The sequence below is a fragment of the Shewanella sp. SP2S2-4 genome (assembly GCF_031932025.1).
Taxonomy (GTDB): Bacteria; Pseudomonadota; Gammaproteobacteria; order Enterobacterales; family Shewanellaceae; genus Shewanella; species Shewanella baltica.
In genome coordinates, this window is sequence record NZ_JAUOER010000004.1 from 33134 (window position 1) to 46970 (window position 13837).

General features: G+C 45.7%; 8 protein-coding genes. 3 read left to right on the plus strand and 5 right to left on the minus strand.

Translation table 11 applies throughout. The features are described from left to right. Positions 1–8: 8 nt before the first annotated feature. Complete coding sequence (locus Q4Q54_RS04915; protein ID WP_311987861.1) at positions 9–467, minus strand: GNAT family N-acetyltransferase; 459 nt, start codon at positions 465–467, stop codon at positions 9–11. 377 nt (positions 468–844) lie between these two features. Between Q4Q54_RS04915 and Q4Q54_RS04920 the strand changes: the two genes are divergently transcribed. Beyond that, on the plus strand, positions 845–1858 hold the full coding sequence (locus Q4Q54_RS04920) for a D-alanine--D-alanine ligase (RefSeq protein WP_311987862.1): 1014 nt from the start codon (positions 845–847) through the stop codon (positions 1856–1858). A 221-nt stretch (positions 1859–2079) separates the two neighbouring features. Here the strand turns inward: Q4Q54_RS04920 and Q4Q54_RS04925 are convergent, their stop codons facing one another. From Q4Q54_RS04925 to Q4Q54_RS04940, 4 genes are all read right to left on the minus strand, one after another. Continuing rightward, a complete protein-coding gene (locus Q4Q54_RS04925; RefSeq protein WP_311987863.1) occupies positions 2080–4329 on the minus strand; it encodes an EAL domain-containing protein in 2250 nt (749 codons plus the stop codon). 148 nt (positions 4330–4477) lie between these two features. After that, positions 4478–5692 (minus strand): RsmB/NOP family class I SAM-dependent RNA methyltransferase, encoded by a 1215-nt coding sequence (locus Q4Q54_RS04930; protein ID WP_311987864.1) that lies wholly within the window; start codon positions 5690–5692, stop codon positions 4478–4480. Positions 5693–5836: 144 nt separating this feature from the next. Further along, on the minus strand, positions 5837–7108 hold the full coding sequence (locus tag Q4Q54_RS04935; protein WP_012089111.1) for a sugar MFS transporter: 1272 nt from the start codon (positions 7106–7108) through the stop codon (positions 5837–5839). A 133-nt stretch (positions 7109–7241) separates the two neighbouring features. Next, entirely contained in the window at positions 7242–8864 is a 1623-nt protein-coding gene (locus Q4Q54_RS04940) for an alpha glucosidase (RefSeq protein WP_311987865.1), read from the minus strand. A 496-nt stretch (positions 8865–9360) separates the two neighbouring features. Here Q4Q54_RS04940 and Q4Q54_RS04945 point away from each other — a divergent pair, with 496 nt between their 5' ends. Together Q4Q54_RS04945 and Q4Q54_RS04950 are read left to right on the plus strand one after the other, a co-directional pair. Continuing rightward, positions 9361–12156: a TonB-dependent receptor gene (locus tag Q4Q54_RS04945; protein WP_311987866.1), complete on the plus strand. Its 2796-nt coding sequence runs from the start codon at positions 9361–9363 to the stop codon at positions 12154–12156. Positions 12157–12283: 127 nt separating this feature from the next. Next, the gene (locus Q4Q54_RS04950) at positions 12284–13783 is read left to right on the plus strand and encodes a tryptophan halogenase family protein (protein WP_012197048.1); all 1500 of its coding nucleotides are present in this window, start codon (positions 12284–12286) and stop codon (positions 13781–13783) included. Positions 13784–13837 lie beyond the last annotated feature (54 nt).

Here is a 13837-nt window from a genome sequence, read left to right on the forward strand (position 1 = left end):
AGGTTCGTTTAGCTCAAGACTAAGCTATAACGGAAGGAGGTTTTGGTAAACCCTATACTTTCATAGTATTGCTGCGTGGCAATGCGCTGGGTCGATGTAGTGAGTTCGAGTAACTGACAGGCTTCTTGTCTTCCCCGCGCTTTAGCAAAATCAATCAGTTGAGTGCCAATGCCCTGACCTCGCATATCGGCATCCACTACTATCGCCGTAATGCGACAAATACGACTTAAAGCGGGGAAATAATCAAAGAACATCAAGGCCATCACAGCAACAACTTGCGGCTCACCCAGCGCATTGAGTTGCTCGTATACCAGTAACTCATCAGTGCGAGAATGGGGATTATCTTGGCACTCGGTTAACGTCTTGGCTAACGCGGCCACAGGTAAAACATAACCTAGCTGCTCAAGTAGCATTTGAATACTCTGTGCATCGTGTAACTGAGCTAACCGAATGTTTTTATTCATCATACAGATTTTACCCTCGTCATTTACCAAAACTCTTTACGATGACTTTCAACCAAGTATTCCCTACAACAATGCCATGTTGAAACGCATCCCGAATGCTAATTTTTTTCGCGGCTATTCATCGCAGCGAATAGTGACTCCACAATTGCAAGACATTGGCAGCTAACCCCACAAAAATCAAAATAAACTCGCCAAATGCACAAGCCCTTATTTGCAATGCGATCAAATGCGTTAAAATTCACCACTTAATAGCCGCCAGTCAGCAAAACCTTGCACTCATAGGGACAAGAAAACTAAGATGACAGCGGTTGTACTATAGGATGATGTTCGTATTGCCACAGGCCGATATCATCCGATTTTGCTCACTTTGAGGAATCACAATGTCTAAGATCAATCTGCTTTTGCTGTGCGGCGGCGGAAGTGCCGAACACGATATTTCATTAATGTCGGCCAACTATTTTGAAACCTCACTGGCAAAATCTGAGCAGTTTTCCGTGTTGCGAGTCGAGCTGGATAAATTCGGCCAATACCGCACAGCAGCTGGTGACGACTGTGAACTGACCAATAGCCGCGAGATTCGCTTCCGTGATGAAAGCAAAACGCCATGGCCAGTCGATTACGTCATTCCTTGCATTCATGGCTATCCCGGCGAGACTGGCGACATTCAATCCTATTTTAATCTGATCCAACTGCCCTATTTTGGCTGTGAATCCGAAGCGAGCAGTAACTGCTTCAATAAGATCACCGCTAAAATGTGGTTCTCGGCCTTAGGTATTCCTAATACGCCGTATATTTTCCTGAATCAGTTCGATGATGCGGCGATTGAGCAAACCCAAGCAGCATTGGCACTATGGGGATCGATCTTCGTTAAAGCGGCCTCGCAGGGTTCCTCTGTCGGTTGTTACAAAGTGGATGACAGCGATAAAGTTGCAGGCGTGCTTAAGGATGCATTCGGCTATGCACCCTATGTGATCGTTGAAAAAACCATAAAAGCCCGCGAGTTAGAAGTGGCCGTCTACGAGTACAATGGTGAAGTGGTCGCGACAGTGCCAGGTGAAATCATATGTGATACCAACACCTTCTACACCTTCGATGAGAAATACGCCAAAAACAGTAAAGCGCGCACCGATGTTGTCGCGCAACATGTTTCAGCAGAGATCAGCGAACAAATCCGCGCCTATGCAATCAAGGCATTTAAAGGTATGAAATTGCGCCACCTGTCGCGCATCGACTTTTTCTTAACCGCGGACAATGAAATTCTATTGAATGAAATCAATACCTTCCCTGGTTCTACGCCGATTTCTATGTTCCCTAAAATGCTGCAAAATCACGGCCATGACTTTACTGAATACTTGAGCCTAGTGATTAACGGTCAGCTAACCGCTAAATCTTAACGCTCGCCAACCTGACTCAATGTGAACGCAGATACTTTGTGAAGCACCCGTTTTCAGTAATAAAAAGAGCGCCTCGGCGCTCTTTTTATTTATTACATTTCAATTGGTTATACTTAACTCTTGATTCTTACCTTACATCTAAACCCGAAATATAAATCAGACTGTCGCTGATTAAGCCGCCCTCACATCTAGGTCAAATATCAAGGTCCAACGTTAAAACCCTAATGCAGCTCAGCTTGCTTTGCCAACAGCGCAAAGAAGGCAGCTTTAGGCATAGGTTTATAGAAAAGGTAACCTTGAATTTCTTGAATATGATTCGACATCACAAACTTAAGCTGTGACTCAGTTTCCACCCCTTCAGCCGTCACGGTTAAATCTAACGCATGGCTTAACCGCACTATGGCCTCCACCAACGCTTCGTGACGCTTGCCTTCGTCTAATCGGTCGATAAAGCTCTTGTCGATTTTAATTTGATCGATAGGGAAATTCGCCAAATAGGACAAGGACGAATAGCCAGTACCAAAGTCGTCCAATGAAATGTTAATCCCCTTAAGCCGCAAACCATTCAGCACATCAATAAGATGCGTATGTTGCTTCATCAGCAAAGACTCAGTGATCTCAAGGGTTAACCTGTCGTAAGGGAAATCTGTCACCTCAAGTTGCTCAGTAATCGCGGCAAAGGACTCCACAAAGGCATCTTGCAGTTCATGGGACCAAAACTCAAAGGTCGACACATTCACCGATAAGTTAATCGGCCAATTGTGAGCCTGCATCTCTAAGATGGTTTGCATCGCGCCAAGGCGCACATCTCGACCAATATCAACAATTAAGCCGCTGTTCTCCGCGATGGGAATAAACTCATCGGGGGGAATGAATTGCCCTTCAAGCTGCCAACGAAGTAAAACCTCGGCGCGAACAATCAAACCTGTGGTCGCATTCACTATGGGCTGGTAATAAAGCTCGAAGGTCTGTTGATCGAGTGCCTGCTTAAGTTGATTATGAAGGCTGGCAATGCGCTCGGCATTGAGCTGCATTTGCTCAGTAAAAAAATGATATCGATTACGACCGTTAGCCTTTGAAATATACATGGCCTGATCGGCGCAATTTAACAGCTGCTCGAGATCGACGGCATCTTCTGGAAAACGCGCAATCCCTATACTTACCGAGCTATATACGCCTTTGCCATCGGCAAGTACATAACGTTTTGCCACATGCTTATTAATTGTTTCAGCAAGTTGCGCCAACTCTTTCTGATTGACTATCCCAGGTAATAGCAAGGCAAACTCATCACCGCCGAGGCGTGCAAACATCATAGTGTCATTGAGACATTCACAAATCTGCCGCACCACTTGCACTAATAATGCATCACCTTTGTCGTGGCCATGGGTGTCGTTAACTTGCTTAAAGTTATCTAAATCCATCAGCATAAAACTAAAGCCGGGCGTCAGACTGTCGGAGGTAATTAAGGATTGGATCTGTTTAAACAAGGCATTACGGTTAGCAAGCCCAGTTAGCGAGTCATTATTGGCCTGATACTTAATCAGCTGTGCCGCTTTTTTACGTTCGCTAATATCGGAAAATAACCACGCAAAACACGGCTGTAATCCATTAGGCTCTCGAAATGTGCTGACGATAAGGTCTAGATAAAACTCCTCACCATTGCCCCTTAAGCCAACCAATTCCCCCTGCCACATTTTATCCTGCGCTAAATGCTCAAATAGGCCGACTAACTCATTGGGTTGAGACGCAGACAAAAACATCTTAGGATTAAAGCTTGCTATATCAATATCTTGCGGAAGAACGATGTGTTTAAAAGCGGGGTTGGCATAGAGGACGGAATCATCAGAACTGGAGATAACCAACGCCAAAGGTAAGCGATCAAAAATTTTCACCGCTAAATGCTGAAACTCCATTGCCCGACTGCGCTCTATGGCCAAACTGGCTAATCGTGCCGCCTCTGAAATCAGCTCTAAATCAAGCTCGGTTGGGGACTTTATCGTATCGTAGTACATGGCAAATGTACCGAGCACTTTGCCTTGATTATCTTTGATAGGTTCAGACCAACAAGATTTAAGACCGGCGCGTAATGGCAGTTCTTTATAATCTTCCCAATAAGGATGCGTAGCTATGTCTTCAACAATGATGCGCTTTGCGAAATAAGCCGCCGTGCCGCAGGAGCCGACATTTGGGCCAATCTCGACCCCATTAATCGCTTGGTTGTAACTGTCGGGTAAATGGGGCGCAGCGCCTAACAACAAACGTTTGCCGTCACCGCTGAGCAGTAATACAGACCCTCGAGTGCCTATCTTTTGCGCTTCGATTTTTAGCACTAAGGCGTGCAAGATTTCATGTAGCGGTGCGCCATTAAGCAGCATAGAGAGAATACTGCTATAGCAAGCTATGCTGACATTGTGGGCGAGTTTAACGTCAGCATGGTCGAGCAGATCTGGAAGATTAACGCCGGACGCCATAATTCCCTTAGATAAAAGTTGCAATATAAATACACATTCACAATGTTAAAATATTTATAACTTATAGGAAATTCTAGGCACTAATGTTAACTAAGTAAACCCTGTATCAATTCAATAAAGGGCTTACTCTAGTCTTAACTGCAGGGCTTTATTCTTGAATACGTTCAAGTTTTGCAAGGTAAAAACCATCAAATCCGCTATCGGCTGGGCTGATACTTTCATCCTCAATCAGGCGGAAATTAGGATTCTCGGCTAAAAACGCATCGACTTGACCGCGGTTCTCGCAGGGGAAGATTGAACAGGTCGCATAAACCACTATGCCACCAACCTTCACCATGCGGCTGTAGCTGGTTAAAATGTGCTTTTGAAGCTCCATTAACACAGGTAAACGCTCAACAGTATCGCGCCATTTTGCATCTGGATTACGCTTTAATACGCCCAAACCTGAGCATGGCACATCGAGTAATACCCGATCGGCACTGAGCTTTAAGCGTTTAATGGTTTTACTGCTGGCGATCACACGGGTTTCGACATTGTGCGCGCCATTGCGACGGGCACGCTCTTTGAGTTTGTCGAGTTTCCATTGCTCCACATCCATGGCCAACAAGCGCCCTTTGCCCTGCATTTGCGCGGCTATGTGTAAGGTTTTGCCACCCGCGCCTGCGCAAGCATCAATAACTTTCATGCCTGGCTTGGCATCAAGCGCCGCCGCCACGCGCTGAGAGCCCGCATCTTGCTGCTCGAATAAGCCATCTTTAAAGCTTTGGGTACGGAACAAGGCAGAATCGGAGGTCACTTCAAGGGCAGAATCGACCCCATCAACGCTCAGCGTGCTCACAAACTCAGCGGCAAGCTTATCGGCCAATTCATCACGTGTTACTTTAAGGCCGTTAGCGCGTAAAAAACGTTTCGGCGCAGTGCTTAACGCGGCACGCTCCTTGTCCCAAGACTCACCTAATTGCTCACGGCCCATCGCATCGAGCCACTCAGGACAACCGTCCCACAATACTGGCTTAGTTTTCGCCTGCTCGGTACGCTCAGCTAAACGCGCCTCATCGACTTGCAGCGAATATTGCATTTTAGGCAGTTCAAGGCCGTGGAATAAATGCCACGCATTTAGCAATTTAGAGCCGAAACGCTCCATCTCATCTGGACTGATTTCCGCCAGATAACAATATAAATTTAAACGACGTAGGATATCCCCCGTCGTTAATGCGATACGCGCCTGTTCGGCGGGTACCAATTGCAACCCAGAAAAATGCTGAGAATAGGCCCGATCTAAGGGTTTTCCTTGGCTCAGCACCATAGTTAAGATACTGATCACTAATTCGTTCGAGCTGGCAGAAAGCGGAGAATTCAACATTTAAAAGGTCACCATGAATGATAAAACCGGAGGATCATAGGAGGTCAGGCCCTAATACGCAAGCACGCTGGCGCTGAGTTAAGGTTAAAGCCATAAAAAAAGCGATCCAAAGGGATCGCTTTTTAGTTTTAGCCAGTTAACCCATTACATTTTTGAGCCCTTAGAGCCATAGAACAGGATAAAGCCATAACAAATCACGGGCAGAATAAAGGCGAGTTGCACGCCGAGATTATCCGCTAGCATGCCTTGGAATAAAGGTAGAATCGCCCCTCCCACAATTGCCAGACACAGAATGCCACTACCCTGTGAAGTGTGTGGACCTAAATCACGCAGCGCTAGGCTGAAGATCGTTGGGAACATAATCGAGTTAAATAACCCCACTCCAAGGATTGCCCACATAGCAAGGCTGCCACTGGTGGTCATCGCCACAACCACAAGTAGCGCCGCCATAAAGGCATTAAACGCAAGCACTGAGCCAGCAGGCACTTTTTGCATGACCACAGAGCCAATAAAACGTCCCACCATAGCGCCGCCCCAATAATAGGCGATGTAATGGGCGGCTTCAGCTTCTGGCATACCGGCAATATGGCTTTCACCTAAGAAGCTGACCAAGAAGCTACCGATAGACACTTCTGCACCGACATACACGAAAATACCCACAGCGCCGAGCACTAAGTGCTTGCTTTGCAAGGCACTGGTTTTACCTAGATGGGTTTGGACTTCACCTTGAACACTTTCATCATGCTCGCGGATCACAGGTAAATCTAACTTCGCAAAAATCAGCGCTAAGATAGCCAAGGCGCCAGAAAGTAACAGGTATGGCAGTTTTACCACTTCGGCTTCAGCGCTCGCGTGGGCTAAATCGCTTGATACAGAACTGGCGACAGAAAGAATTAACATGGCACCAAAGAATGGTGCGACTGTTGTACCTAATGCATTGAAAGCTTGCGTTAAATTTAAACGACTCGAGGCAGTTTCGCTACTGCCTAAGGCGTTAACATAGGGGTTGGCTGCCACTTGTAGGATAGTGATGCCCGATGCTAAAACGAATAACGCGCCAAGAAACAGATTATAGGTCGCTAGCGTGGCCGCTGGATAAAACAGCGCACAGCCAATACTCGCAATCACAAGACCGGTAACAATCCCCTTTTGATAACCCAGCTTTTTCACTAAGTTACCGGCGGGGATCGACACTAAGAAGTAAGCACCGAAGAAACAAAATTGGATCAACATGGCTTGAGTGTAATTCAGCGAAAACACCGCTTTAAGATGCGGGATCAGAATATCGTTCAAGCAAGTGATAAAACCCCACATAAAAAACAGTGAAGTCAATGAGATCAAGGCAAAACGATAACTGCCCGACCCATTTTCGCCAGTGCTGCTCGTGTAGCTACCGGTATTAATTGATGACGCCATAGTTATTCTCTCTGTATGTTTTTATTATCAGGAACTCAGTAAGGTTACATTCCCCAGTATGCCCGTGGGCGGCTTTACGTCGAATAGTGGGCTTGGGTATATAACACCTCAGCCGAATAAAAATGAATCATTTTCAGTTTAAAACTGCATAAAAGCTGGCAAATGCCGAAAACTTCAGCTGATTGTTTTCTATTTGTGCGGTTTTCAGGCCGTGTCCCGTTAATATTTCACCCAATTCCAACTGTGATAAATCCAACTCAACATTGGTATCGCCTAAGTTGAATCCGACGAATATTTTGAGCTCTCCTAAGGTGCGTATAAAGGCCAAGATGGGCTCGTTGGTATCCACAAATTGGATATCGCCTTCAACCAGCACTGGGTGTAATTTACGCCAAGCAAGAAAACGTCGATAACCGTTAAGCATGGAATCTGCATCTGATTCTTGTACATCCACCGCTAACGCTTGATGCTCAGGGGCGATCGGCAACCAAGGCGAAACCTCACTAAAACCGCTAAAATCGGCGCCTTGCTGCCACGGCATTGGCGTACGGCAACCATCGCGGCCTTTAAACATAGGCCAGAAGGTTTTGCCAAAGGGATCTTGCAACTCATGGTATTCAATCGGCGCTTCGGTTAAACCAAGTTCTTCACCTTGATAACTACACACACTACCGCGCAGTGAACTTAGCATGGCATTGAGCATTTTGACCATGTCTGAATTCTGTTTGCCCTGCCCCCAACGGCTCGCCACGCGCTGCACATCATGATTACCGATAGCCCAACAAGGCCACCCATCACCTATGCTCGCTTCTAATGCTTCTACGGTTTGGCGAATATAAGCAGCACTGTAATCGTCGGTTAATAGCTCAAAACTGTAGGCCATGTGCAGGCGATCTTCACCCTTAGTGTAAGCCGCCATCACAGCTAATGAGTCTTCGGCCGACACTTCACCTAAGGTCACCGCACCTGGATAACGATTGATAAGCTTTCGTAAATCTTCGATAAACGCGATAGTTTGCGGACGGTCATTATTGTAGTAATGATATTGATAGGCGTAGGGGTTATCTTCGCTGAAACCTCGGCCCTGACGTTTATCCTTAGGTTTTGCCGGATTGTCCCTGAGCTGTTCATCGTGATAACAGAAGGTAATCGCATCTAAGCGAAAGCCATCAACGCCTTTTTTAAGCCAGAATTCAACATTATCCAGCACAGCTTGGCGCACGTCAGGATTATGAAAATTAATATCGGGCTGGCTACGCAGGAAGTTATGTAAATAGTATTGTTGTCTGCGCGGTTCCCATTCCCAAGCACAACCGCCAAAAATCGCGAGCCAGTTGTTAGGCGCTGTGCCGTCTTCCTTAGGATCGGCCCACACGTACCAATCCGCTTTGGGATTCGTTCGGCTCTCGCGGCTTTCAACAAACCACGCATGCTGATCAGAGGTATGACTTAATACTTGATCGATAATGACCTTAATGCCTAAGCCGTGGGCTTTTTCAATCAATTCATCGAAATCATGCATAGTGCCAAAAAGAGGGTCAACTTCGCGGTAGTCACTGATGTCGTAGCCAAAATCTGCCATGGGCGATTTAAAGAAAGGTGAAATCCAGATGGCATCGACATTGAGGCTCGCAATGTAGTCAAGCTTAGTGATAATGCCACGTAAATCACCAACGCCATCACCATTCGTATCTAAAAGGCTACGCGGATAAATTTGGTAAATCACCGCACCACGCCACCAAGTTAACTCACTCATTGTTGCCCCTTTATCGTTATTCTACAGCGATCATTCCCTAACACACTCACGCAAACAGTTATCGTTTTGTTACTGCAGAGTAAAGGTATCGCGGCTTATTTTGTGTCACCGAGCATACGTGAAGAGGGAAATAAGGTTCAATACACCTGCATACGTATGCAGAAGACCGCGCCATAAATCACATTGAGCCACAACTCACTTTACCATTTATTAACAAACACTTAATTGCAAAATAAAATCATTTTACTCCATGAGATTTCCCTCAATTAACGGCTATTCTTAACTCAACGAGGCATTGAATACGTATGCACTCTGTTGTTCCGCCAAGAAGCTCGGGAGTAGTATCTTCACCGTTGCATAACAATTTGGTCATAAACGCAGCACTTATGCAGTCAATTAAGCGCCCAGATACCAAAAAAAAGGCCGCAAACATAACGCGGTGATAACGATAAAACGCTCTACAAAGCGATAAAGCGACTCCAAGGGGAAGAGAGATATGATGCGATTTAAACCCAGTTTGCTAACCTTAGCACTCATTGCCGCAGGTGCGAGTATGCACTCCTATGCGGCAGATGAAGCGGCGACAGATAAGACAGCTAAAGATGAAAATATTGAAGTGATTCAAGTCACTGGTATTCGTCGTAGCTTGCAAGAATCCCAATCACTTAAGATGTCATCTTCTTCTATCGTTGAAGCCATTTCAGCGGAAGACATAGGTAAATTACCTGATGTCAGTATTGCAGAATCTCTAGCACGATTACCTGGCGTATCGGCACAACGACTCGATGGTCGTGCCAACGTAATTTCTATCCGCGGTATGGGCCCTGACTTCACTACCGCCACATTAAATGGTCGCGAACAAGCCTCTGTAAACGATAACCGCAGTGTGGAATTCGACCAATATCCATCTGAGTTATTAAATCGTGTCGTGGTTTACAAGACACCCGATGCCTCTGTGATGGCGCAAGCCATCGGCGGTACGGTTGATATGCAAACAATCAGTCCTTTAGCCCACGGTGAACAAACGATTGCCGTTTCGCTACGCGGCGAAATGAACGATTTAGGTTCATTAAACAGCGGCTCAAGTGACACAGGCTACCGCGGCAGTATCTCTTATATTGACCAATTCGCCGATGACACTATTGGTGTCGCCATTGGTTATGCTCGCATGATGTCACCTAACCAAGAAGAACGTTGGCAAGCTTGGGGTTACCCAGATTTATATAAGCACATTGATAATGGCCAAGAGTTTTATAACGCCAATGCCGATTATAATGGTGTACCTGGCGAAGCTGCTGGATTTAAAGGTTTAGGTGGAGCCAAGCCCTTCGTTCGCTCAAGTGAATTAGAACGTGATGGCGTACTCGCCGTATTTGAATATGCGCCAAATACCACTTACCACTCGACCTTAGATATTTACTACTCAAAATTTACCGATGATCAACGCCTACGAGGCATTGAAATACCTGGTGCTTGGGGCACAAACGGTGGCGTAATTCCGACGACAACTGATAATGGTTTAGTCACAGAAGGTGTCATCAAAGGCGCTGAAGTCGTTATCCGTAACGACGTGAACAAACGTGATGCGGATTCTCTGTCTATTGGCTGGAATAACAAATTCAACATCAATGATAACTGGAATGTTGAAGCCGATATCTCCATGTCTAGAGCTAACCGTACTGACATAGGTATGGAAAGTTACTCAGGAACTGGCCGCGGTACAGGTGTGGGTGCGGTTGACGATTTAGGCTTTGCTTACAACGGTAAAGGCGGTTATGTATTTGACCATAACCTCGATTATTCTGATAAAAACCTGATCAAACTTGGCGATCCACTCGGTTGGGGTAGCCCGCTAGGCGCTAACACTCAAGACGGCTTTATCAACAAACCTGAAATTGAGGATGAGCTAAAATCCTTCCGTTTAAGCGCTGAATATGTGCTCGATGGCGGTGCCGTTCGTAGCGTTGAGTTTGGTGTCAATCGCACTAATCGCGATAAAACCAAATTAGATAAAGGTTATTACCTGACACTCAAAGGTTATGACGGTTCTGCCAATTACACTATGGCAGTACCAGATCAATACTTACTTGCACCAACTTCACTCGACTTCTTTGGTATGGGTAATGTATTAAGCTACGACTCGTTGGCTTTCTACAATGACGGTAACTATACAGAAACTGATGTTGCTGATGTGGATCTTTCCCGCGCAACTAACTCTTGGGCTGTTCAAGAAAAAGTGACCACCGGCTATGTGATGGCCAACCTTGAATCCGAAGTATTTGGTATTCCTTTCACGGGTAACGCAGGCTTACAAGCGGTTCATACCGATCAATCTTCTGACGGTACAGTGGCAACGGTTGAAAATGAAGTAGTGGTGTTAACGCCGCGCACTGCGGGTGATTCCTATGTTGAATGGCTGCCAAGTGTTAACTTAAGTTTCGAAGTTGCCGATAGCCAAGTGGTCCGTTTAGCCGCAGCGCGCACGTTAACCCGTTCACGCATGGACAAAATGAATGCCAACCTAAACTACACTTATTCAGCTAACCCAAGTGGTGGCAACGTTAACTGGAGTGGTAACGCAGGTAATCCAGAGTTACGCCCATGGTTAGCCCGTCAATATGACTTAAGCTATGAAAACTATTTCAGCGACCAAGGTTATTTCTCGGTAGCGATATTCTACAAAGATCTTGAGAACTACGTTTACGATCAACATACAGACTTTGATTTCAGCACCCTATTCCCACAAGGGCCGACTGATAACCCGATTGGCGACGTCACCCAACCACAAAACGGTGAAGGTGGTTATGTTCAAGGTGTTGAAGCCTCTGTATCTGTCGACTTTGGTATGTTTGCCGATGTGTTAAGTGGCTTTGGTACTGTTATCAGCGGCTCATACAACGACAGTGAAGTGAAAGAAACTCCAACCAGCAATCCAACAACCTTGCCAGGTCTGTCAGAAAAAACCTTAAACGCGACGATTTACTATGAAAACTCAGGCTTCGAAGCGCGCATTAGCTCACGCTACCGCAGTGACTTCCTTGGTGAAGTAACCAAGATCAGTCTGCAACGCGAAAACGTGAACATCAAAGCTGAAACTGTGGTCGATGCACAAATTGGTTATGACTTTAGCGAAAGCGGTATCGAGTCCCTGTATGGTTTATCAGTTCAGTTCCAAGTGAACAACTTAACCAACGAGCCTTTCACCTCTTACACTAGCGATGATCAACGTTTAGTCCGTGATTACCAAAACTATGGCCGTAACTTTATGTTAGGCGCAAACTATAAGTTCTAATCCTGCACGGCTTAAAGCCTCTGTAACCTGTTACAGAGGCTTTTTACTTTATCATTTCAAGCCACTGGGCTATTCATTTATCTGCGTTAATCGATCACCACGAATCATAAAGTGAAAGGCTTACATCATGAATAAAATCAAAGATATCGTCATTGTCGGTGGCGGTTCATCAGGTTGGATGACGGCGGCCATGTTGGCAAGATTGTTTAAATCAACACTGAATATCACCCTGATTGAATCTGAAGATATAGGCACAGTGGGCGTAGGTGAAGCCACCATTCCACCACTGCAAATATTTAATAACGTGCTAGGGATTTCCGAAGCCGATTTTATCAATGCCACCCAAGCAACGTTTAAATTGGGTATTCAATTCGAAAATTGGGGCAAACCGGATGAAGCCTATATGCATGCTTTTGGCAATATAGGTAAAGATATAGGTTTTACTCAATTTCATCATTACTGGCTCAGCACCTCCCCAAAAGAGGTCAATTCGTTTTGGGATTACTCGGTTAATTACCAAGCGGCAAAACACAATAAGTTTCAAGTACTCCAGCAGATCCCAAACTCTCCCCTTGCCGGCTTAACTCATGCTTATCATTTCGATGCAGCGCTTTATGCCCAATTTTTACGACGTTTCAGTGAGCAACTGGGAGTAAAGCGTATCGAAGGCCAGATTACGGCGGTTGAACTCACGCCAAACGGCGATATTGAAAGTGTAACCTTAGGATCAGGACAAACCGTAAAAGCTGATTTCTTTATCGATTGCTCGGGCTTTGCCGCGCTACTGATAGAAAAAGCGCTCAAGGTTGGCTTCGATAGCTACCAACATTGGCTACCCTGTGACAGCGCCTATGCCGTACCCTGCGAAAAAACGCCAGCAATAGTGCCTTATACACGTTCTATCGCCCATGATACTGGTTGGCAATGGCGGATCCCGCTGCAGCACCGCACAGGCAATGGGTTAGTCTATTGCAGTCGCTATATCAGTGATAACGCCGCCAAACAGCTTTTACTCAGTAATTTAGATGGTAAGCCGTTGGCTGAACCTAAGAAAATAAATTTTACGACCGGACGACGAATCAAACAGTGGCATAAAAACTGTGTTGCCATCGGCCTTTCGAGTGGGTTCTTAGAGCCTTTAGAATCCACCAGCTTGCATTTAGTCCAATCAGCGATTATTCGCTTAAGTAAACTCTTTCCACATCAAGGAATTGCACAAGCGAATGTCGATGAGTTTAATCGCCAGTCCCAACTTGAATTTGAACAAATCCGCGATTTTATTATCTTGCACTATCATTTAAACCAAAGGGAAGATGCTCAGGTAAATGGGTTTTGGCATCAATGCCGAACCATGGTTCTGCCAGAGAGTTTGCAGCAAAAAATCGCCCTATTTCGTGCCACAGGCACAGTGTTTAGACATCAAGATGAACTCTTTACCGAAGCCGCATGGATTCAAGTCATGTTGGGGCAAGGCATTAGGCCTCTGGATTTCAATCCATTAGCGGCAACCATTCAACCACAAGCACTGAGTGAATTTCTGCTCAACATGCGCACCATTATTGATAATACCGTCACTAAGCTACCAACCCATGATCAGTATTTAGCGCACTTATCGACACATAAATAATAAATACGGCTTAAGAGTTACGACCGACGTTAATAGTGTACTAACTCATCGATT

Bases quoted from the DNA above. Each gene is read 5' to 3' on its own strand.
- Q4Q54_RS04920 (WP_311987862.1), top strand. From the start codon at position 845: ATGTCTAAGATCAATCTGCTTTTGCTGTGCGGCGGCGGAAGTGCCGAA.
- Q4Q54_RS04935 (WP_012089111.1), bottom strand. From the start codon at position 7,108: ATGGCGTCATCAATTAATACCGGTAGCTACACGAGCAGCACTGGCGAA.
- Q4Q54_RS04915 (WP_311987861.1), bottom strand. From the start codon at position 467: ATGATGAATAAAAACATTCGGTTAGCTCAGTTACACGATGCACAGAGT.
- Q4Q54_RS04930 (WP_311987864.1), bottom strand. From the start codon at position 5,692: ATGTTGAATTCTCCGCTTTCTGCCAGCTCGAACGAATTAGTGATCAGT.
- Q4Q54_RS04950 (WP_012197048.1), top strand. From the start codon at position 12,284: ATGAATAAAATCAAAGATATCGTCATTGTCGGTGGCGGTTCATCAGGT.
- Q4Q54_RS04940 (WP_311987865.1), bottom strand. From the start codon at position 8,864: ATGAGTGAGTTAACTTGGTGGCGTGGTGCGGTGATTTACCAAATTTAT.
- Q4Q54_RS04925 (WP_311987863.1), bottom strand. From the start codon at position 4,329: ATGGCGTCCGGCGTTAATCTTCCAGATCTGCTCGACCATGCTGACGTT.
- Q4Q54_RS04945 (WP_311987866.1), top strand. From the start codon at position 9,361: ATGATGCGATTTAAACCCAGTTTGCTAACCTTAGCACTCATTGCCGCA.